Annotated in this window: 20 protein-coding genes; 15 read left to right on the top strand and 5 right to left on the bottom strand. The window is 60.6% G+C overall.

Translation table 11 applies throughout. The annotated features are described in order from the left end of the window. The first annotated feature begins 101 nt into the window (after window positions 1-101). The 12 genes from AB7M23_RS18790 to AB7M23_RS18735 are packed head-to-tail and all read left to right on the top strand — an operon-like array spanning window position 102 to window position 8,892. Entirely contained in the window at window positions 102-1,733 is a 1,632-nt protein-coding gene (locus AB7M23_RS18790) for a GspE/PulE family protein (RefSeq protein WP_454242200.1), read from the top strand. Beyond that, window positions 1,714-2,493, top strand: a complete 780-nt coding sequence (locus tag AB7M23_RS18785) for a hypothetical protein (RefSeq protein WP_454241675.1) — start codon at window positions 1,714-1,716, stop codon at window positions 2,491-2,493. The genes AB7M23_RS18790 and AB7M23_RS18785 overlap by 20 nt, the downstream gene beginning before the upstream one ends. A gap of 1 nt (window position 2,494) precedes the next feature. Next, entirely contained in the window at window positions 2,495-3,037 is a 543-nt protein-coding gene (locus AB7M23_RS18780; RefSeq protein WP_454241674.1) for a pilus assembly protein, read from the top strand. Continuing rightward, window positions 3,024-3,572: a type 4a pilus biogenesis protein PilO gene (gene pilO, locus AB7M23_RS18775; RefSeq protein WP_454241673.1), complete on the top strand. Its 549-nt coding sequence runs from the start codon at window positions 3,024-3,026 to the stop codon at window positions 3,570-3,572. Before AB7M23_RS18780 ends, pilO begins: the two co-directional genes overlap by 14 nt. After that, complete coding sequence (locus AB7M23_RS18770) at window positions 3,572-4,072, top strand: hypothetical protein (protein ID WP_454241672.1); 501 nt, start codon at window positions 3,572-3,574, stop codon at window positions 4,070-4,072. Before pilO ends, AB7M23_RS18770 begins: the two co-directional genes overlap by 1 nt. Beyond that, on the top strand, window positions 4,069-5,880 hold the full coding sequence (locus AB7M23_RS18765) for a secretin N-terminal domain-containing protein (RefSeq protein ID WP_454241671.1): 1,812 nt from the start codon (window positions 4,069-4,071) through the stop codon (window positions 5,878-5,880). Before AB7M23_RS18770 ends, AB7M23_RS18765 begins: the two co-directional genes overlap by 4 nt. Before the next feature lie 3 nt (window positions 5,881-5,883). Then, entirely contained in the window at window positions 5,884-6,357 is a 474-nt protein-coding gene (locus tag AB7M23_RS18760) for a type II secretion system protein (protein WP_454241670.1), read from the top strand. A gap of 5 nt (window positions 6,358-6,362) precedes the next feature. Beyond that, on the top strand, window positions 6,363-6,737 hold the full coding sequence (locus AB7M23_RS18755) for a type II secretion system protein (protein WP_454241669.1): 375 nt from the start codon (window positions 6,363-6,365) through the stop codon (window positions 6,735-6,737). Continuing rightward, window positions 6,712-7,227, top strand: a complete 516-nt coding sequence (locus AB7M23_RS18750; protein WP_454241668.1) for a type II secretion system protein — start codon at window positions 6,712-6,714, stop codon at window positions 7,225-7,227. Before AB7M23_RS18755 ends, AB7M23_RS18750 begins: the two co-directional genes overlap by 26 nt. After that, window positions 7,224-7,613 carry a curli production assembly/transport protein CsgE gene (csgE, locus tag AB7M23_RS18745; protein ID WP_454241667.1) on the top strand — a complete coding sequence of 130 codons (390 nt, stop codon included), beginning with the start codon at window positions 7,224-7,226 and terminating at the stop codon, window positions 7,611-7,613. Before AB7M23_RS18750 ends, csgE begins: the two co-directional genes overlap by 4 nt. Further along, window positions 7,610-8,020: a curli assembly protein CsgF gene (locus AB7M23_RS18740; RefSeq protein ID WP_454241666.1), complete on the top strand. Its 411-nt coding sequence runs from the start codon at window positions 7,610-7,612 to the stop codon at window positions 8,018-8,020. The genes csgE and AB7M23_RS18740 overlap by 4 nt, the downstream gene beginning before the upstream one ends. 29 nt (window positions 8,021-8,049) lie before the next feature. Then, the gene (locus tag AB7M23_RS18735; protein ID WP_454241665.1) at window positions 8,050-8,892 is read left to right on the top strand and encodes a CsgG/HfaB family protein; all 843 of its coding nucleotides are present in this window, start codon (window positions 8,050-8,052) and stop codon (window positions 8,890-8,892) included. A 47-nt stretch (window positions 8,893-8,939) separates the two neighbouring features. On the opposite strand, the gene AB7M23_RS18730 is transcribed toward AB7M23_RS18735, so the two are convergent. From AB7M23_RS18730 to AB7M23_RS18710, 5 genes are all read right to left on the bottom strand, one after another. Continuing rightward, window positions 8,940-9,407: a hypothetical protein gene (locus AB7M23_RS18730; RefSeq protein ID WP_454241664.1), complete on the bottom strand. Its 468-nt coding sequence runs from the start codon at window positions 9,405-9,407 to the stop codon at window positions 8,940-8,942. A 256-nt stretch (window positions 9,408-9,663) separates the two neighbouring features. After that, on the bottom strand, window positions 9,664-11,043 hold the full coding sequence (locus AB7M23_RS18725; protein ID WP_454241663.1) for a curlin: 1,380 nt from the start codon (window positions 11,041-11,043) through the stop codon (window positions 9,664-9,666). Between the two features lie 17 nt (window positions 11,044-11,060). Then, on the bottom strand, window positions 11,061-11,534 hold the full coding sequence (locus tag AB7M23_RS18720; RefSeq protein WP_454241662.1) for a curlin: 474 nt from the start codon (window positions 11,532-11,534) through the stop codon (window positions 11,061-11,063). An 18-nt stretch (window positions 11,535-11,552) separates the two neighbouring features. Then, a complete protein-coding gene (locus AB7M23_RS18715) occupies window positions 11,553-13,784 on the bottom strand; it encodes an Ig-like domain-containing protein (RefSeq protein WP_454241661.1) in 2,232 nt (743 codons plus the stop codon). Between the two features lie 35 nt (window positions 13,785-13,819). Beyond that, the gene (locus tag AB7M23_RS18710; protein WP_454241660.1) at window positions 13,820-15,166 is read right to left on the bottom strand and encodes a hypothetical protein; all 1,347 of its coding nucleotides are present in this window, start codon (window positions 15,164-15,166) and stop codon (window positions 13,820-13,822) included. A gap of 257 nt (window positions 15,167-15,423) precedes the next feature. On the opposite strand from AB7M23_RS18710, the gene AB7M23_RS18705 reads away from it, so the two are divergent. The 3 genes from AB7M23_RS18705 to AB7M23_RS18695 are packed head-to-tail and all read left to right on the top strand — an operon-like array spanning window position 15,424 to window position 19,792. Next, window positions 15,424-16,872 (top strand): sensor histidine kinase, encoded by a 1,449-nt coding sequence (locus AB7M23_RS18705; RefSeq protein WP_454241659.1) that lies wholly within the window; start codon window positions 15,424-15,426, stop codon window positions 16,870-16,872. 36 nt (window positions 16,873-16,908) lie between these two features. After that, window positions 16,909-18,387, top strand: coding sequence for a sensor histidine kinase (locus AB7M23_RS18700; RefSeq protein ID WP_454241658.1), 1,479 nt, complete (start codon window positions 16,909-16,911; stop codon window positions 18,385-18,387). Continuing rightward, the gene (locus AB7M23_RS18695; RefSeq protein WP_454241657.1) at window positions 18,356-19,792 is read left to right on the top strand and encodes a sigma-54-dependent transcriptional regulator; all 1,437 of its coding nucleotides are present in this window, start codon (window positions 18,356-18,358) and stop codon (window positions 19,790-19,792) included. The genes AB7M23_RS18700 and AB7M23_RS18695 overlap by 32 nt, the downstream gene beginning before the upstream one ends. Window positions 19,793-19,798: the final 6 nt, after the last annotated feature.

Below are 19,798 nucleotides of genomic sequence, written 5' to 3'. Positions count from 1 at the left end.
ACCGCCCCCGCTGCGTTGGAGTGCTTGCCATGCAACCATCGTTTCCTGGCCTACAAGCAACCCTCGATGCTGCTGTCAGCGCTCCTCTGGGGCGCGAGCAGATGGCGCAGGCCAGGGCCCGGGCCGAGGAAACCGGTGAGCGCGTGCTACAGGCCCTCGAGGCCATCAGCGAACAGCCACTCGCGGCGTTCGTGGCCAGCCTGGGCGCCAGCCTGCACTATCCGGTACTTGATACCCAGGCCCTGTTTGCTGCCAACCCACTGTTTGAGCGGGTCAGCCTGGCCCAGTGCCTGAAGCGCGAATTCATCCTGCTGCAACATGCCGGGCAAACCATTGGTGTGTTTGCCGACCCCTTCGACGACGCACGCCTGGCCTGGATCGATGAGTGCTTGCAGGGTGCACCGTTGTACCTGGTGCAGGCCGCTGACCTGGCAGCTTTTCTGGCGCGTCATGAAGAGAGCTTCCATGCCGTCGACTCCCTCGACAACGAGGTTGAGGGGTTGGAAGCCGAAACCCTGCAAAGCCTGTCGCTGGCCAGCATCAGCGAAGACCAGAGCCGTGTGGTCAAACTGGTCAACTCGACCCTCTATGACGCTCTGAAAATGCATGCCAGTGATATCCATCTGGGTATGACCGGCAGCGGCCTGGTGATCAAGTACCGTATCGACGGCGTACTCAACACCATCAGCAAGATCAGCGGCGTGGAGTTCGCCGAACAGGCCGTCTCGCGGATCAAGGTCATGGCGGAGCTGGACATCGGCGAAAAACGCGTGCCTCAGGACGGTCGCTTCAAGATCGGCATCAGCGCTCGGCAGATCGACTTCCGGGTGTCGATCATGCCCAGCATCTTTGGCGAGGATGCAGTGCTGCGGGTGCTCGACAAGCAGGACCTGGCAGATCAGGTCAGCGGTGTGCAGCTACAAGCCCTGGGCTTTGCCGATGAAACCCTGCGCAGCCTGCGTCGGCTTGCCGGCGAGCCCTATGGCATGGTGCTGGTCACCGGGCCCACCGGCAGCGGCAAGACCACCACGCTGTACGCGATGATCAGTGAGATCAACCGGGGGGTGGACAAGATCATCACCATTGAAGACCCGGTCGAGTACCAGTTGCCGGGCGTGCTGCAAATCCCCGTGAACGAAAAGAAGGGCCTGACCTTTGCCCGTGGCCTGCGTTCGATCCTGCGCCACGACCCGGACAAGATCATGGTCGGTGAGATCCGAGACCCGGACACCGCGCAAATTGCCGTGCAGTCGGCACTCACCGGTCACCTTGTGTTCACCACCATCCATGCCAACAACGTCTTCGATGTGATCGGCCGCTTCAGCCAGATGCAGGTCGACCCCTACAGTTTTGTCTCGGCCCTCAACGCCGTGCTGGCCCAACGCCTGATTCGTCTGGTCTGCCCGCATTGTGCGGTGCCTTGCACGCCCAGCGACGAGGAACTGGCTGCCTCCGGCCTGGCCCAGCAGGACTGCCAGGACTATCGCTTTGTCCACGGCAGCGGCTGCGGCCAGTGCCGGGGCAGCGGCTACCGCGGGCGTACCGCCATCGCCGAGTTGCTTCATCTGGACGACGAGTTACGCCAGATGATTGTCGAGCGCCAACCGATTGCCCGGATAAAGGCCCTGGCCTGCCAGCGTGGCTTACGCCTGCTGCGCAGCTCGGCACTGGCGCTGGTGCGTGAGGGGCGGACCACCCTGGAGGAGATCAATCGTGTCACATTTATCGTCTGATCCATTCATCGCGGTCCTGGGTGCCAACGGTGTCGGTCTTGGCCAGCGGCGCTGGTTTGGCAGCCAGGGGTTCGTTGCCGAACGCAGCCAGGCTGTCGCCACAGCCCTGCAGGCGCTACGTAACCTGCTCGGCGAGCAGCCCCGTCGGCGTAATGAACTGCGCGTGCTGCTGTCGGCCGACTACTGCCGTTTCTGTCTGCTGCCCTGGAGCGACGCGATTTCCACCCCGGCAGAGTTGCAGGGCTATGCCCGTGCCTGTTTCGAGGCGCACTACGGGCAGAGCCTGGAGGGCTGGCGGATTTGCCTTTCGCCGGAGGCGAGTGGGCGGGCGAGGGTGGCGGCGGCGGTGCCGGAAGCGTTATTGCAGGGGTTGGAGCAGGTGAGCGTCGAGTCCAGGCTGCGCTTGCGTGCAGTGCAGCCTTATCTGATGGGGGCCTACAACCGTTTTGCCGCACGCTTTGGGCAAGGCGACTTTCTGTTTGTCCTGGCCGAGCCGCAACGCAGCCTTGTGTTGCTGGCCAGGCAGGGTGGTTGGCAACAACTGCGCACGCAAAGCGGCAGTGACGGTGATGCCTCCTTGCAGGCGTTGATTGCTCGTGAGTGCCAGTTGCAGGACGGGCAACCCCTGGCAATTTTCGTCCATGCCCCGGGGCGCGTGCAGAGCCGCCCGCAGCTTGATGGTGTCGAACTGTGTGAGCTGACACCCCTTGTGGAGCCGGGTCAGGACGTGCTCAGCGTCATGGCTCGGGTGGTGGCCTGACATGCGCCGCCTGGAACTCGACTTTCAACCACGCCGCAGTGGGCGACTGGTCTGGGTTGTGGCTGGCCTGAGCCTGGCGTCGCTGGTTGGCCTGCTGTGGCTACAGCAGAGCCTGGAAAGCGAGCAGGTCGCCCTGCAGGGCCGGTTGCACCAGGCCGAACAGAAACTGGGGACTGGCCCACGCCCGCAACCGACACTGTCGGCCAGTCAGCGCCGTGAGCAGGATGAGCGCCTGGCGCAGATGCGCAGTGTTTCCGAGCAATTGCAACGGCCTTGGGAACATCTGTTCGCCATGCTCGAAGGCATGTCGCTGGAGGATGTCGCATTGCTTGCGCTGAGCCCGGATGCCCGCAAGGGGCAACTGCGCATCGCAGCCGAGGCGCGCGACCTTGAAGCAATGCTGGCGTTTCACAAACGCCTGGAAGCCAGTACCGAGCTGCGCGATGTATCGCTGCTTAATCACGAAATTGTCGTGCGGCAGGCCGAGCACCCGGTGCAGTTCAACTTGTCCGCCACGTGGGAGACCGGCAATGCGCATCCCTAGCCTGATTGTCCACGAACAGCTGTTGCGCCTTGGCTGGCCAGGCCTGGCGACGGTCGTACTGGTGACGGCAACGCTGCTGCTGACCGGCCTTGGCCTGCTGCCGCAGTGGCAGCAACTGAATGCTTTGCGTCAGCAGTACGCCGAGGCTGAGCGGCAGTTGCAGCGCCTGCAGCGCGGAGAGTGGGTGGCGCCGGTGTCGTCGCATAACCCACTGGACGATTTTCACAAGCAACTGCCGGCACAACCGCAGGCCACCGAGGTGATCGACAGGATCTACGCGCTGGCCCGGGCCGAAAAAATTAGCCTGGCTCGCGGCGAGTATGCCTTGGGGGTCGATCCGAAGACCCGCTTGGCCCGCTATCAGATCCTCCTGCCGTTGCGCGGCAGCTACCCGCAGATCCGCCGTTTTCTGCGCGCGTTGCTCGGACAGTTGCCAGCGCTGGTACTCGAAGACCTCGACCTGCAACGCAAGCAGATCGGTGACAGCGAGCTTAACGGGCGTATCCGCATGACCCTTTACCTGTCGAGGTCGTGATGAACACTCAACGCACGGTGCTGTGGTTGGTTTTCCTGGGTGTGGCGGCCGCCGCGGCCTGGGCGCCAGGGCATTGGTTCGAACAAGCCGAACAGGACATGTCCGAGCCTGTGGCCACGGTCAGCCGCAGCCCGGCGCAGGCGCCTGTGAACAAGGCCATCCGCGCGCATTCTGCTCCGCTGGCCGCAGTCGATCTGTTCGCCAGTAAAAGCTGGAAGCCTGCCGCAGTGTTGGCCACGGTCACCGAGGCGCCTGTAGCCGTGGCCCCGGTTGAAGCGTTACCTGTGCCCCCGGCGCTGCCGTTCCACTTCGTCGGGCGCCTGCAGAACCGCGACGATCAACAAGTGTTCCTGCAAAGCGGCGAAAAACTCTATGTCGTCCGTCAGGGCGACGTGATTGATGACACCTACCGGATCGAGCAGATCTCCGCCACGGAGCTGAGCCTGGTCTACCTGCCGATGCAATTGTCCCAGACTTTGTCTGTAGGGAGTGCACAATGAATTCGCCAAGGATTTGCAAGCCTGCGCCGTTCCTGCTGTTGGCGCTGTTTGTGGCAGTGGCTGGTTGTGGTTCGACCGCTGCCCGCAAGGATGGCCTGGCCTTGATCGAGGAGGGCCAGTACGAAGCCGGCATTGCTCGGCTCGAAGAGGGCCTGAAAAGCGCACCGCGTGATACCGAATTGAACATTGCTCTGGCCCAAGGCCGGGCAAAGTCGGTTGAAGCGCTGCTGACGCAGGCCGACAGTGACCGTTCGCGGCACGACTTTGCCGGGGCGCGGATGGGCTATGGACGGGTGCTCACCCTTGAGCCGAACAACCGTCGGGCGCAGGACGCGGTGCGCCAGATTGAACAAATGCAGGACCTGGGTGAGCGCATCGCGCTGGGGCAGGCGGCATTGCGTCAGGGCGACCTGTTCGGCGCGGAGCGGCACATGCGCGAGGTGTTGTTGCTCGATCCGCAAAACGCCGAAGGCCTGACACTGCGGCGCAATATCGAGCAGGTGCAGGCGCGTACCGCTCAGCCCAACCCACAGTTGCGTACCCGCTTGGAAAAGCCGGTCACGCTGGAGTTCCGCGATGCCAACCTGAAGACCATCTTCGAGGTGTTGTCGCAGGTCGCCGGGCTCAATTTCATTTTTGACAAGGACCTGCGGCCAGACCTGAAAGCCACGATCTTTGTGCGTGAGGTGCGCATCGAAGACGCCGTGGCCCTGCTGTTGGATCAGAACCAGTTGCACCAGAAGGTGGTGAACGAGAACACCTTGTTGATCTACCCCGACTCGCCGCAGAAAACCAAGGACTACCAGGAACTGGTGATGCGCACCTTCTACCTCACCAGCATCGATGCCAACACCGCGATGAACATGATCAAGACCATGCTCAAGACCCGTGATGTGTTCGTTGATGAGCGTTTGAACACCATGACCATGCGTGATACCCCGGATGCCGTTCGCATGGCCGAAAAACTGCTGCAGTCCCAGGATCAGTCCAACCCCGAGGTGGTGCTGGAAGTAGAGGTCATGGAAGTGGCCCGTTCACGCATCCTCGACCTGGGCCTGCAATGGCCAAACACCTTCGGGGTGGTCACCAGCGAGGGCAAGCCTGTGAGCGTGCTCGACCAACTGCGCGGCATCAATTCCAGCCGGATCACTATCACGCCGTCGCCACAGGCGAAGATCAATGCGCAGGACAATGACATCAATACCTTGGCCAGCCCGGTGATTCGGGTCAGCAATCGCGAGCAGGCGCGTATCCATATTGGTCAGCGCGTGCCGATCATCAGCGCCACTTCGGTGCCGTCGACCCAGGGGCCAGTGATTACCGAGAGCGTTACCTACCTGGACGTCGGTCTCAAGCTGGAGGTGACGCCGGTGGTGCACCTGAACAACGAAGTGGCGATCAAGATTGGTCTGGAGGTGAGCAACGCCACGCCGCTGGAGCCGACTCGCCAAGGCACCATTCCGGTTCAGGTCGATACCCGCAACGCCCAGACTAGCCTGCGCCTGCACGATGGCGAGACGCAGATCCTTGCCGGCCTGGTACGCAACGATCATGGCGCTTCCGGTAACAAGATTCCGCTGCTGGGCGATATCCCCGGGCTGGGCCGACTGTTTGGCAGCAACAAGGACAACATGGGCAAGTCTGAATTGGTGCTGTCGATCACCCCGCGCATCGTGCGCAACCTGCCTTACCAGAGCCCGTCGGACATGGAGTTTCCTACCGGCACTGAAACCAGCATGCAGATCCGTAACCTCAACCGCCCTAGCGACGTGCAGGAAGCACCGCTGGCCGTTTTGCCGAGGCCTTGAATCATGAAACGCAGCACTGGCGGTTTCACCCTGATCGAAGTGGTGGTGACCCTGGCCCTGATCGGGCTGCTCGCCGCCATGGCCGCACCATTGGCCGAAACCCTGGTACGCCGTGGCAAAGAGCAGCAACTCAAGGCAGCGCTGTATCAGGTGCGTGATGCCATTGATGCCTACAAACGCGCTTACGACGCCGGTTACATCGAGAAGAACCTCAATGCCAGCGGTTATCCGCCAAGCCTGGCGGTATTGGTAGAAGGCGTGCGCGATGTGCGCAGCGCCAAGGGCGCGAAGTTCTACTTCCTGCGGCGTATTCCCCATGACCCGCTGCTGGAAGCCAAGCGGGACGATGAGGGGGGGTGGGGAGTGCGTGCCTACAACAGCCCGGCCGACAGCCCGCGTGAAGGTGATGACGTCTTCGACATCTACTCTCGCGCCCCGGGCAGGGGGCTCAACGGCATTGCCTACAGCCAGTGGTGACCGATATGCGCCGGAACAAAGGTTTCACCCTGATCGAACTGCTGGTGGTGATGGCGATTATCGCCACCCTGATGACCATCGCCGTACCGCGCTACTTCAACAGCCTGGACAACGCCCGTGAGACTACCCTGCGCCAAAGCCTGGCGGTGCTGCGCGAGGCGCTGGACCACTACTACGGCGATACCGGGCGTTACCCCGATTCCCTGGAGCAATTGGTGGAACAACGCTACTTGCGGGCCATGCCTCTGGACCCGATTACCGAACGACGCGACCTCTGGCAGCTGCAGCCCCCTCCTGAGGGCGTGTCGGGCGCAGTAGGCGATATCAAGAGCGGCGCAAGCGGGAGGGCCCGAGATGGCAGCCTCTATGCTGAATGGTAAGGCCCAGGCCGGTTTCACTTATCTGGGCATGCTGATGCTGATCGCCGTGCTGGGCATCGGCCTGGCTGCAACCGGGCAGGTGTGGTCCAGCGTTGCTCGCCGCGATAAAGAGCGCGAATTGCTCTGGGTCGGGGCCCAGTACGCCCAGGCCTTGCGCAGCTACTACCGCAGTTCTCCGGGCCTGGCCCAGTACCCCGCATCGCTGGATGACCTGGTCGAGGATGACCGTTTCCCGCAACCGCGTCGGCATTTGCGCAAACGCTATTCGGACCCGATCACCAACAGCAGTGAGTGGGGCCTGATGCGTGGGTTGGATGGGCGTATCACCGGCATCTACAGCCTGTCACATGACGTACCGCTCAAACAGGCGGGGTTCGACGCACAATGGTCCGATTTCGAGGGGTTAGGGCATTACAGCGACTGGCAGTTCGTCGCCGAGAAAGCCTTTGCCGAGAGCGCCGGGGCCCGGCGCTCGGGTAGTCGGCCATGAACCGGCTGCTGCTGGCCGTGGTGCTGCTGGCCCTGGCCGGTCCGGCGCTGGCGGCAGAGGAAGACGAAATGACAGGGTTCATCGTCGATAACACGATCTCCCATATTGGCCGCGACTTCTATTACAGCTTCGCCGAGCGACTGCGCGCCACCAGCCGCCTGGATTTCAACCTGGTGGTGCGTGAGCGGCCGTCGGCTCGCTGGGGCAGCCTGGTGACAGTCGAGTATCAGCAACGCGTGATCTACCGGCGATTTTTGCCGCCCAACACCGTGGAACTCAAGGACGCAGCCTATGAAGCTGCCGACCTGGTCAGGGCAGAGGTTGTCCAGCGCAAGCTTCAGAACCTGCTGCAAGACACCACCGATCTGGAGAGGGATGAACTATGAGCACTGTTTCTCGCGCACTCTGCCTGTTGGCCGCTGGTGTTGTCTGTCAGCAGGCATCGGCCACCGAGCTGGTCTACACCCCTGTCAACCCAGCGTTCGGCGGCAACCCGTTGAATGGCACGTGGCTCTTGAACAACGCGCAGTCGCAGAATGATTACGAGGACCCGTCGATCAAGAGCCGATCCTCTATCGCGGGCACTTCGGCCCTGGAGCGTTTCACCAATCAGTTGGAGTCGCGGCTGCTGTCGCAACTGTTGGACAACATCTCCAATGGCAACACCGGCAGCATGTCCACGGATTCGTTCCTGATCAATGTGATCGACGATTCGGGTGCGCTGACCATCCAGGTGACGGACCGGGCAACCGGCGAAATTTCCGAAATCCAGGTAAACGGCCTCAATCCTTGAGGTGTGTCGGGTCAATGGGAGTGACGATCATGAAACGACTTCTGACGATGCTGTTGATCCTGGCCGGTCTGCAAGGCTGTGGTCTGCGCACACCAATGCCGGCGGAACACGACACCGAGACGCCAACCCTGACGCCTCGCGCCTCCACCTATTACGACCTGCTCAACATGCCACGTCCGAAGGGGCGGTTGATGGCAGTGGTTTATGGTTTCCGTGACCAGACCGGGCAATACAAGCCAACCCCGGCCAGCTCCTTTTCCACCAGCGTGACTCAAGGCGCTGCCAGTATGCTGATGGATGCCATGCAGGCCAGTGGCTGGTTCGTGGTGCTGGAGCGCGAAGGGCTGCAGAATCTGCTGACCGAACGCAAGATCATTCGAGCTTCGCAGAAAAAGCCCGATACTCCGGTCAACATTCAGGCAGAGCTGCCACCTTTGCAGGCCGCCAACCTTATGCTTGAAGGCGGCATCATTGCCTATGACACCAACGTCCGTAGCGGTGGTGAAGGCGCACGTTACCTGGGTATCGACCTGTCCCGCGAATACCGGGTAGATCAGGTATCGGTCAACCTGAGGGCCGTGGATGTACGCACGGGCCAGGTACTGGCCAACGTGATGACCAGCAAGACGATCTACTCGGTCGGTCGCAGTGCCGGGGTGTTCAAGTTCATCGAGTTCAAGAAGCTGCTGGAGGCCGAGGTCGGCTACACCACCAATGAGCCCGCACAGCTGTGCGTGCTGTCAGCGATTGAATCGGCCGTCGGGCATTTGCTGGCCCAAGGTATTGAGCGCAAGTTGTGGCAGGTGTCGAACGACGGCAGTGGTGACAACGCCGTGCTGGAGCGGTACTTGAGCCAGTACCAGGCACAGTGATCGGCCAGACCCTGTTGGTGCCTTGCGTACAGATCAATGTTGCCGGGTTATCGATAGGGATTGGCCAGGGCCTTGGACAGGTTCTTCTCGGCCGTTGACAGTTTCATTTCGTTTTCGGTCCGGCGTAGCACCTGTGTGGCCTTGTTCAGCTCGCTGGTCAGGCTGGCCAGCTCTATTTGCAAACCATGGATTTTCGCTTCACGCGACTTTATGGGGAGCAAATGGTCATTCATTACGGCTTTGAGTTCGTCCATCTTCTCGTTGATCCGCTCCTGGATTTCCCGAACCGACTTCAATACCGTCTTCACGGTTTCGGGCAGGTTGCTGGCGTCGATATCCGCGTGCTTGCCGTTCTCCTGCGCCGACTTGTGCGTGCCGGTTTCTGACAGGTTGACCTGCACTCCGTACTGAGGTGCGGGCTTTGCCAGGCTGACAGACACTGCGGCAGGCGCAGGCTGCAAGGTTGCCTTCATGTGGGGTGTGGGGGGCAGGGCGGCGGCGTTGACGGAAACCATGTTCTCTCCTGTGATGTGTCGGCAGCATGTGTGCTGGTCGGTGCAGGAGGAAAGCATACCCTTGCGATTGAGCTTATTTGGTCACGTCAGGCTGATTGGGAAAAATCCTACGACTATTCAGGAATTTATTACCTGCCGGTGGGCCGGGGGCCGTCGAGCAATCCTGTCCGCCGAAAAGGGCGCACCAACGGCTGCGGACGGCACACAAAAAAAGACCGCGACCAGCCGATCACCGGTCGCGGCCAAGGCGGGATGATCACTGCTGGAGCACGGCAGCCTGGTTGCCGGTACCGAACTGCTGGATGGCGGCGTTCATGTTGGTACCACTCTGATCGACCGTCGCCTGGTTGGCTGAGCCGCCTTGGGTCACATAGGCCAGGTTGACGCCATCGGTTTGCTTGATGTCGACCTGGTTATGATCCCCGTACAACTGGTTCACATAGCTTTGGTTACCCATGCCGGACTGATCCAGCTTGACGCTGTTGGCAACGCCGGTGCTGATGCCCTCTGCGTAGTTGGCAGTACCCCGTTGATCGGCGATCAACATGTTGTCGCTGCCGTTCTGTTCAAAGTACAGCTCGTTGTTGCTATCGGCTTGAGTGAAATTGGCACTGTTGTCGGTGCCTGTCTGTTTGATGTCGGCACGTTGTCCACTGCCAAACTGGCCGCCGGCCTTGTCACCTTTCCAGCTACTTGCCAGTACCTTGTTACCCGTGCCGTTGGCGCTGGCTTTGAGCGTATGGTTGTCGCCTGTCTGGTAGGTGTAGTGGACGTTGCCGTGGCCGTTCTGGAACAGGTTGGTCACTGAGTTCTGCGATTCAAACTGATCGGCGTAGATCGCGTTGAAACCGCCGGTTTGTGTCAGGGTCGCCAGGTTGTCGGCACCGAAGCTCTGGTCGATCACCGCTTCGTTGGTTTGCCCATATTGGTTCAGGACGGCCTGGCTGGCGGTTTGTTGGTCTTGCCAGACTTCGGTGGAGTTCAAGGCACCATTCTGGTTGATGGTGATGGACCCGCCCTGGCCGTCGCGTTGATCACCGTAGGCCCAGTTGCTGTCACCCGTCTGGAAGATGCCGATCTGACCATTCTGGTGGCTGAGGTGTTCGGCAGCACTGAAGTTGCCGGTGCCGGTTTGCATGATCAAGGCCTGGTTGGCGGTGCCGCCAAACAGTTGCTCGACGTTGGCTTCGTTGCCATTGCCCCACTGCTGAGTGATGGCCGTGCTGCCGTTCTGGCCATCCTGATAGACGAAGGAGAAGTTGTTGCTACCTTCCTGGCTCTGTTGCGCCAGGTTGCCGTTACCCAGCGACTGACTGGCATGGGTGTTGTTGTAGCTGCCGACCGCCTGTTGCTTGATCTGCCCTGCGGTTTCCATCAACTGTTCAGCATAACCGGCGTTGTATTGGCCGGTATGGTTTTGCTGGATGTCACCCGTAGCGTTGTCCTGCAAGGCTGCGGAATTGTTGCCCTCACCGTACTGGTTTTGAGTGGCTGAGCTGTAGCTTGCCATGGTCTGTTTGACCTCGGCGATGTTCTCGTTACCGTACTGGTTCTGGTTTGACTGGCTGTCATCTGCCATCGCCTGGCCGGAAAGGCCCAGGACAATGGCGACGCTTAAGGGAGCGAGCTTGAACATGGTAGTGCCTCCAGGGTTTAGCGGTATTGGGTGACCTGCACCTGCTGGCCGTTTCCGGCTTGAACCACGGCGCTGGAAAGTCCGGTGCCGGTTTGTTCGATACTGGCGTTGTTGCTGTTGCCGATCTGAGCTATTTCTGCCCGGTTGTGACTGCCGTTCTGCCGGATCGATGCGCTGTTGCCGTAACCGTACTGGCTGATACCGGCCATCAGGTCATTGCCTTGTTGCAGGATGTACGCCTCCTGTGCGCTACCGGCCTGGACGATATGACCGAGCAGGGCCTGGCCATCCTGGCCAAGGGTGGCGTTGTTCGCCTGGCCTTGTTGCTCTATCAGCGCTTGTTGAGTGGATGGCGCCGTTGCGGGCAGCAGTGTCATCGACTCGCCCAGGTCTGAGCCTGCGACCAGGTCGGCGTTATCCATCAGGTCGTCGGCCTGCACCGCCTGGCCGATCAAGGCCAGGCAGAGCAGCAGGGAGGGTAGGCGCGGCATCGCACAGTTCTCCTTGGGTTACTGCACGTTGACCGGCACGGTACGTACAGTGCCTTGGCTGGTGGTGATGGTCGCTGTTGGGTTGGCTGACGGGATCACCGTGGTGCTGTTACTGACCGACAACCGCCAGCGTCCGGTGATCGGCACCGCTGTACTGCCCAGGGTGACCAGCCCGTTGGTGGTGGTGACCTGCACGGTGACGGTATTGCCGGTGGTCACTGACGAAGTACCACTGAAGTCCCAGTTGTAGCGGTTGTTGGAACGTGCCTGGACCTGTGCCGTGGTGACCGTGAACGTTTCCTGGGCCGGTTTTGGCGACACTTGCATGCTGACCGTTGCCGGGGTCGACAGCGCCCCGAACGCGTCACTGGCGATGTAGCTGAAGCTGGTACTGAAGGCGCTGGTGACGGTGGCAGGTGGCGTGTAGGTGACTTGTGTGCCATTGGTGGTAACGGTGCCGCGTCCGGTTGGCGGTTGGGTGACGCTGGCCACTGTCAGTGGGATGTTGCCCTCGGGATCGGTGTCATTGGTCAGCACGTTGATGGTTATCGGTACGCCCAGCGTGGCTGCGCTGTCGTTGACGGCAGTGGGCGGTTGGTTCGGTGCGACATTGACGGTCACCGTCGTCGCGTCCGATTTCAGCCCTTTGCTGTCCTGGGCCTTGTAGCTGAAGGTTGCGACCAGCGGTGCGTTGACCACCGGCGGTGGGGTGTAGACCACGGCGGTACTGCCACTCAAGGCCACGCTGCCAAGGCCATTGGCCGGCTGAGTCAGGTCAACGATCGTCAGCGGTACGTCACCGTCCGGGTCGCTGTCATTACTCAACAGGTTCAGCGTCAGCGGTACGCCAAAGCTGGTACTGCCGCTGTCGGCCAGTGCGACCGGAGCCTGATTAGCCGCTTGCACCGGCGCATTGCCAACGACCTGCACAAGTTCAGTGTCGCTACCGCCGGCAGCGGACTTGACTGTGACAGTGGCGGGCGGTTGCTTCAGGTCGTTGATGGTGAGGCTCTGCGTCGTGCCGTTTTTCGACAGACGACCATAGCCTTGCGCGATCAGGTCAGGGACCTGCACTTCATCACTCGAGCGGGCCTCGATCAGCAGCCGTTGGTTGCTCCAGTCGTAGCGAGCGGTCTGCACCTTGACGACATCATGCAACTTGCCTGACAACGCGGTGGGTTGGGTGCCTCCGCTGGTGCTGCTGGCGGTCAGGACCACCACTGAGGGTGGGGCATCGGGTATCAGCCGCTCGACGAAGAACAAGCCGTTATTGTCGGTCAGCAGGTTGTACTGACAGGCCGAAGGAGGTGTTCCCGGTACCAGGGCCACCGTTTCACGCAGGCACAGGGTCGCATCCGCGGGAGCCTTGGCAAACACTTCAAGGCGCGTGCCCTGAGCCGTGCGCTGATAACTGGCACGCTCAAGCTCCACCGGCGTTTGCGCACGCGGATCTAGGACCTTGCCGGACAGTGTGAACAGGTTGGTCTCGATGCTGCCGTTAGGGCCCTGAATGCGGACAAAGTTGGTGTCATTTGGGCTGCCGGTGACCGGTTCGGTGAGGTTTGGGTCACCAATGTAGGTTTCGCTGGCGCCGGTGTCGGGGTTGATCTCGGTGTATGGGCCGTTGACGCTGCGCAGGAACGGTCCGATGTTGCCGTTCAACGCGCCAGTGAAATCACCCGGTGCGCCAATACCGATATCGCGGGTGATATTGATCGCACGCCGACCGGGGCTGGTGACATTGACCGTTTCGACCCCGTAAGGGTGAGTGATGGTGTAGGTACCGGCGACGGGTACCGACGCGCGGATGCGAATCCGGGCAAAGCTCTGTTGGTCACCATCAAGTGGATTCCCCGAGGCGAATGCCGCTTCAATGCCGGCGACGTAGGCGTCCAGGGAAAACCCGCTGTTACCCACGGCCGGGATAGTGGTCTCGGCCAGGAACCAGAACATTTCCGGTGGCCAGTTGTCCGGAAATACCAGCGGCAGGGCATCGTCGTAGATGCCAGGTTCCGGCAGCAAGGTACACATATAGGCCGGAGGGACTGTCGCGGCAACCCGCGAACTGGCAGCCCGCGACTGGCACAGTTCCAGTGACAGGTTGGCGTGATCCTGATACCAAATGGGATAGCGTCCGGTAGCCAGGGTGTAGGGCCCGGGGTCTACCGCTGCGAGGCCGGCCCAGGCATTGCCGGCCAGCGAGAGAGAGAGCCCGGCTGCGCAGAGCGCCAGGCGTGGCCAGTTATTCATGCTGCCTCCTGCTACGGGTCTAAGCGTGATCGCGTTCATGGCACGAGAACCACTTCTTCGCTGTCGCTGCCGCCGTTGCTGCTGGTCACCTGGACGCTGGCGGGCGGAATCGGCGAGAGACCGGTGGTCAAGCTCTTGAGCGCTCCGTCGCCGCTCAGGTCGCCAATGGCGCTGCCGTTACCGGTGGTGGCAGTGAGGGTGGGAGGGCTGGTTTCGTCGCTGCTTGAGGCGACCAGGGTCAGTTGCGCCGAGGCCAGGCTGTACTCGGCACGCTGTATGGTCACTAGGTCAGTGAGCGGCATTGCCTGGGTGGTGGGCGTACTGCCTGGTATTGCTGTCTGGTTATCGGCGGTTACCTGCAGGGTGGCCGGCAGGCTTGGGTTAAGTGTCGATTGGGTGTACCAGGCGCCGGTGGTATTGGCTTCGGTCAAGGCCCGGGCAGGGGCCTCACTGCTCAGTGTGACCGTCGCCGGTTGTGGCGGGGCCTGGACGAATACGTCTTGTTGCGCTCGCAGGTTGCCGTCTTCAGTGTGCCGTGAGTAGGTACTGCGCAATGGAATCAGCGGCGTTGGGCGGACGACGCTGGAGAGCTTGCCGGATACCGAGAACAGTTCGGTACGCAGGTCCAGGCCGTTGGGCCCCTCGATCCGCAGGTAGTTGGTATTGAGCGGGCTGCCGGTAACCGCTTCAACCAGGTTTGGATCGCCGATGAAGCGTTCGCTGGCCCCCGTTTCCGGGTTGGTTTCGGTATAGGGGCCGTTGACGCTGCGCAGGAACGGGCCAACATCGCCTTTAAGTGCGCCGGTGTAGGTTTGCGGGGCGCCGATGCCGATGTCACGGGTCATGTTGATGGCCCGCCTGCCGGGGGTGGTGACGTCAAACACCTCGACACCGTAGGGGTGCGTGATGACATAGGTGCCGGCGGTGGGTACGTCGACGCGTATACGCACCCGGGCGAAGCTGACTTGGTCGTTATCCAGTGGCAGGCCGCCACTGAACGCCGCTTCGATGGCCGCGCCATAGTTCAGGTCGATACCGCGTGTGGCATCGACAATGGCGGCATCGGCAGTGAACCAGAATGCTTCATCAGGGAAGTTTGTGGGGAAGACGATGGGTTGGGTGTCGTTGAACACATCCGGTGTTGGCAGCAGCGTACACATGTAAGAAGGGGCGCCAGGTGCACCGGCAACCCGAGTGCTGATTGCCTTGGACAGGCACAGATCCAGGACCCGGCCATGACTGTCCTGATACCAGGCGGCGAACTTACCGTTGGTCTGCAGGTATGGGCCGGGGTCAACATCGAACAGCGCGGCCTGTGCCGTGTTGTGTAAAAGTGTTGCCAGCGCCAGCAGCGCCATAGGGTGGGGCGGTAGACGGTGCATGAGCGTTCCTCCTACAAGCTGACCCATGATTTGGGGCGTCTGCAGGGGTTCGGCAAATTCCATGCCAAGTGTCGTAAACGTCGCTTCAGCCTCAGCAGGGCGCGGGCTTCAGCGTTGCAACAGGCCAGAAAAACACGCCTTGCCAGACGGGGATCCAGCCCCAGGGTTGGGGGCTGGCTGGGGCAAAGGTGTGGGGAATCAGGCCGGGGGCATGGCAATAGGCTATAACCCTAGGAGTGCCAACGTTGGAGACCACGATGGACTGTCAACCAAGCCTGAACGCCGTTGCGGTGAGAAAGCCGTTCAACCTGCTGCGTTGGTACGCTGCTGTGAGCCTTGCCGTGATCGCTTCGGTCGCGGTAGGCCTGGGGGTAATTTCCAGCCGCTTTGTCATCAGTGAAAGTGTTGAGCGCGATGCGTTGCTGACTGCGCAGTTCATCCAGTCAATTGCCTTGGCCGAAGTGCGCCATGTATCGATTCCCAACGTGCGGACCATGGGTGAACTGCTCGACCCGCGCCTGGACAACGCCTTCGCCGATGTTGATCCCGAAGCCCGTCGCGCCGCGCGCGGAGAGTTTCTTGATCACATCGCGCACCTGCCCGATGTGCTTTTGGCCAATATCTATGCGCCGGATCGGATGGTGATCTGGTCGAGCAACCCGGCGTTGATTGGCAAGATGATTGAGTCCGACGATGACCTGGACCGGGCGTTTGATCACAAACGGCGTGTTTCGGCCAGCTACCACGATGTTGAGGATGCGCGCAGCGAGCGCAAATTCATTACGCCCCCCCAGCAACTGTTCATCGAGAACTACATTCCCCTGTTCGATACCGATGGGGAACGCGTGACGGCGATGGTTGAAATCTACAAGGAGCCTCGGGACCTGATCGACCGCATCGAGCAGGGGCTGCTGCTCCTTTGGGTTGGCACTCTGGCAGGTGCTGCGATTGTCTACTTCGGTCTTTACGGCATTGTGCGCAGGGCCGCGCGCACCCTGGCGCAGCAACAGCGGCGATTGGTTGCAAACCAGACCTATGTTGCTTTGGGCGAAATGTCATCAGCAGTGGCTCACAGTCTGCGTAATCCACTGGCGAACATTCGCTCAAGCGCCGAGTTGGCCGATGAGTTCGACGATGGCGCGGCGAAGAAAAACATTGCTGACATTATCAGCCAGGTTGACCGGATGTCGCAGTGGGTACGCGAGTTGCTTCAGTCATTGCGTCCGCTGGATGGTGACGCCATCCCGGTTGATCTGGCCCAGGTTCTGCATGAGTGTCTACAGGCGTTCAGCGTGCAGATCGCTCAAGCCGGGGTTCAGGTCAGCGTGGCGTCATTGCCGGCAACACCTGTGATGAGCCAGCCGGTGCTGTTGGGGCAATTGTTCAACAGCCTGATCGCCAATGCGCTGGAGGCAATGGCAGGGGGTGGAAGGTTGAGCGTGGAGTTCGTTCGTCAGGATCGACGGAGCCTGGTGCTGCGGGTCTGTGATAACGGCAAGGGGATGAGTATTCAGCAACAGCGAATGGCGTTCAGGCCCTTCTTTACGACCAAACAGGGTGGTTTGGGTGTTGGTCTGATGCTGGTCAAGCGTGTCATGGAGCGTTTCGGCGGGACGGTAAGGTTGAGTAGTCGAGAAGGCCAAGGCACTTGTGTGCAACTGAGCTTTCGTCTGGCTGATGCAGAACTCGATACAACCGCACTCTAGGCTTCAGTACAGCAACGGCTGTTGAGGAGCAATCCAATGCAGATGCTCGATGCGCGAATAATCGAGAAAGAAACGCAGGCGATCAGCCAGCGCCCCTTCAATTTACTGCGCTGGTTTTCGGTCGTGAGCCTGTCGATCATCGCATCGGTCGCCATAGGCCTGGGTTACGTATCGACACGCTTCGTTGTCACCGACAGCGTTGAGCGCGATGCCATGTTGACGGCTCAGTTCATTCAAGCAATGGCCCAGGCCGAGGTGCGTCATGCACGGATCATTGCCGGGGTGAGCATGGGTGAGCTGCTTGACCCGCGCAACGATGGCACCATCGAGGGGCTGCCGCTCAAGGAAGCTGTTGCCGCCAGGACGGAGTTTTTTGATCACATCAAACACCTGCCCGATACCCTGTTGGCGAACGCCTACGCTGACGACAGGACCGTCATCTGGTCAACCAACCCGGAGCTGATTGGCCGAAAAATTGTCGGTGATGAGGACCTTGAGGAGTCGTTTAAGTCGAAGCTCTCGGTTTCCGCCAGTTATCACAAAGCCGAGGAGGGGCGTGATGAGCAGCGGTTCGAACGCGAGCCACGGTACCTGTTTATCGAGAACTACATTCCTATGTTCGATGCTACCGGTACGCATGTTGTATCGATGGTGGAAATCTACAAGGAACCTCAGGACCTGGTGAGGCGTATTCAGCGTGGTTATGTGCTGATCTGGGGCTCTACCATTCTGGGTGGGCTGTTGATCTATCTCGGCCTGTTCTGGATCGTTCGGCGTGCAGCCGGGATGATGCAGAGCCAGCAATCGCAACTGATCGCCAGCGAAACCTTCGTTGCGCTGGGCGAGATGTCCTCGGCGGTAGCCCATAGCCTGCGCAACCCGCTGGCAACCATCCGTTCCAGTGCAGAACTCGCTCACGAGGTTGCCAGCCAGGGTGCTCAGAAAAATATCGGTGACATCATCAGCCAGGTTGACCGAATGTCCCGCTGGGTACGCGACCTGCTCGCGTCCCTGCGCCCCGTGGATGATGATGCCGAGGCGGTCGATCTGTTGGCTGTGCTGGAGGACACTCAACTTGCATTCGCCCAACAGGCCGAGCGTTGCGGGGTGCGGGTCGAGGCGCGCTTGCCGGCCTCGGCGAGGGTGATCAGCCAGAAAGTGTTACTCACGCAGATACTGAACAGCCTGTTTTCAAACGCCCTGGAAGCGATGCCCAAGGGGGGGCGCCTGAGCATTGAGGTGACACTGCTGGCTGATGACCAGCAGCTACAGTTGACGTTGAGCGATACCGGAAAAGGTATGAGCGAACAGCAGGAACGGATGGTATTCAAACCGTTTTTCACGACCAAGCAGGGCGGTCTAGGGGTCGGCCTGATGTTGGTCAAACGTATCATGGAGCGTTTCGGCGGGGCGGTCAGCCTGACCAGCCGTCAAGCGGAAGGAACCCGTGTCTGCCTCACTTTCAAATTGGCCGGAGGGGACCATGGAACACAGCATTCTGCTAGTGGAGGATGATGAAATACTTGCCGGAAACATCCAGACCTACCTGGAGCGCAAGCAGTTTGAGGTCACGGTGTGCCACAGCGCGGAGGAAGCGCTCGAGAAACTGGAGCATCTGCAGCCCGATGCGGTGCTGACCGATAACTCGCTGCCGGGCATGAATGGTCATGAACTGATCAGAACTCTGGTCGCCCGGGCGCCTGAGCTCAAGGTGATCATGATGACCGGTTACGGCAATGTCGAGGATGCGGTCGCGGCGATGAAAGAGGGAGCCTTTCATTATCTGACCAAGCCCGTGGCCTTGGCCGAATTGAAGTTGATGCTTGACAAGGCACTGGTCACCGACCGCATGGAGCGGACGTTGTCGTTCTATCAGGAGCGCGAGGCGCAGAAGTCCGGGTTTCAATCGTTGATCGGCGAGTCGCCGGCCATGCTCGCGTTGAAACAGACCCTGGGCCAGTTGCTGGACGCTGAACGACGCATGGACGGGGGCGACCTTCCACCTGTGTTGGTGGAGGGTGAAACCGGCACCGGCAAGGAGTTGGTCGCCCGTGCGCTGCATTTTGACGGCGTGCGCAGCAAGGGGCCGTTTATTGAGTTCAACTGTGCCTCTATCCCGGCCAACCTGCTGGAGGCCGAGCTCTTCGGCCATGAGAAGGGCGCCTTTACCGATGCCAAGGATCGCCGGCTTGGCCTGGTCGAAGCAGCAGATGGCGGTACGTTGTTCCTCGATGAAATTGGCGAAATGGATCTGTTGCTGCAAGCCAAGCTGCTCAAACTGCTGGAAGACCGGACCATCCGCCGTATTGGCGCGGTGAAGGAGCGTAAGGTCGATTTACGGATCATCAGCGCGACCAACTGCAACCTGGAACAGATGGTTCAACAGGGCAAATTCCGCCGCGACCTGTTCTTTCGCCTGCGTATCATCTCGATCAAGGTGCCGCGACTGTATGCCCGTGGTGAAGACATTCTTTTGCTGGCTCGGCATTTTCTTGCTCAGCATGGCAAGCGCTATGGCAAGCCGAACCTGCGTTTCAGCGACGAGGCCGAGTCGTTGCTGCTTTGCTACAGTTGGCCGGGCAACGTCCGCGAGCTGCGCAACATGCTCGAACAGACGGTGCTACTCGCTCAGCACGATGTGATTGCACCGCATCAGCTGAACGTCTGCATGAGCCTGGTGGATGAGCCCCTCGAGTATTCAGAGCCGCTCGCCGAGTGGCGTAATGGCAATGGAAGCGTTACTGCTGCCGTCGATAACATGAGCCTTCCGGAGGTGGAGCGGGACATGGTGCGCAAGATGCTCGATCGAACCGACTGGAATGTCACCAAGTCGGCTCGTTTACTGGGTTTGAGTCGCGACATGCTGCGTTATCGGATTGAAAAGCTGGGGTTGACCCGGCCCGACAAGCGTCAATGGTGAGTGCGG

The organism is Pseudomonas sp. HLS-6 TE3448 (genome assembly GCF_053629555.1).
The sequence above is the reverse complement of the archived record's forward strand: the minus strand, read 5'-3'. Positions and strand labels throughout refer to the sequence as shown.

What these genes read in the sequence shown, in the direction of transcription:
- AB7M23_RS18790 (WP_454242200.1), top strand. Translation starts at nt 102, where the DNA reads ATGGCGCAGGCCAGGGCCCGGGCCGAGGAAACCGGTGAGCGCGTGCTA.
- AB7M23_RS18780 (WP_454241674.1), top strand. Translation starts at nt 2,495, where the DNA reads ATGCGCCGCCTGGAACTCGACTTTCAACCACGCCGCAGTGGGCGACTG.
- pilO (WP_454241673.1), top strand. Translation starts at nt 3,024, where the DNA reads ATGCGCATCCCTAGCCTGATTGTCCACGAACAGCTGTTGCGCCTTGGC.
- AB7M23_RS18770 (WP_454241672.1), top strand. Translation starts at nt 3,572, where the DNA reads ATGAACACTCAACGCACGGTGCTGTGGTTGGTTTTCCTGGGTGTGGCG.
- AB7M23_RS18765 (WP_454241671.1), top strand. Translation starts at nt 4,069, where the DNA reads ATGAATTCGCCAAGGATTTGCAAGCCTGCGCCGTTCCTGCTGTTGGCG.
- AB7M23_RS18760 (WP_454241670.1), top strand. Translation starts at nt 5,884, where the DNA reads ATGAAACGCAGCACTGGCGGTTTCACCCTGATCGAAGTGGTGGTGACC.
- AB7M23_RS18755 (WP_454241669.1), top strand. Translation starts at nt 6,363, where the DNA reads ATGCGCCGGAACAAAGGTTTCACCCTGATCGAACTGCTGGTGGTGATG.
- AB7M23_RS18750 (WP_454241668.1), top strand. Translation starts at nt 6,712, where the DNA reads ATGGCAGCCTCTATGCTGAATGGTAAGGCCCAGGCCGGTTTCACTTAT.
- csgE (WP_454241667.1), top strand. Translation starts at nt 7,224, where the DNA reads ATGAACCGGCTGCTGCTGGCCGTGGTGCTGCTGGCCCTGGCCGGTCCG.
- AB7M23_RS18740 (WP_454241666.1), top strand. Translation starts at nt 7,610, where the DNA reads ATGAGCACTGTTTCTCGCGCACTCTGCCTGTTGGCCGCTGGTGTTGTC.
- AB7M23_RS18735 (WP_454241665.1), top strand. Translation starts at nt 8,050, where the DNA reads ATGAAACGACTTCTGACGATGCTGTTGATCCTGGCCGGTCTGCAAGGC.
- AB7M23_RS18730 (WP_454241664.1), bottom strand. Translation starts at nt 9,407, where the DNA reads ATGGTTTCCGTCAACGCCGCCGCCCTGCCCCCCACACCCCACATGAAG.
- AB7M23_RS18725 (WP_454241663.1), bottom strand. Translation starts at nt 11,043, where the DNA reads ATGTTCAAGCTCGCTCCCTTAAGCGTCGCCATTGTCCTGGGCCTTTCC.
- AB7M23_RS18720 (WP_454241662.1), bottom strand. Translation starts at nt 11,534, where the DNA reads ATGCCGCGCCTACCCTCCCTGCTGCTCTGCCTGGCCTTGATCGGCCAG.
- AB7M23_RS18715 (WP_454241661.1), bottom strand. Translation starts at nt 13,784, where the DNA reads ATGAATAACTGGCCACGCCTGGCGCTCTGCGCAGCCGGGCTCTCTCTC.
- AB7M23_RS18710 (WP_454241660.1), bottom strand. Translation starts at nt 15,166, where the DNA reads ATGCACCGTCTACCGCCCCACCCTATGGCGCTGCTGGCGCTGGCAACA.
- AB7M23_RS18705 (WP_454241659.1), top strand. Translation starts at nt 15,424, where the DNA reads ATGGACTGTCAACCAAGCCTGAACGCCGTTGCGGTGAGAAAGCCGTTC.
- AB7M23_RS18700 (WP_454241658.1), top strand. Translation starts at nt 16,909, where the DNA reads ATGCAGATGCTCGATGCGCGAATAATCGAGAAAGAAACGCAGGCGATC.
- AB7M23_RS18695 (WP_454241657.1), top strand. Translation starts at nt 18,356, where the DNA reads ATGGAACACAGCATTCTGCTAGTGGAGGATGATGAAATACTTGCCGGA.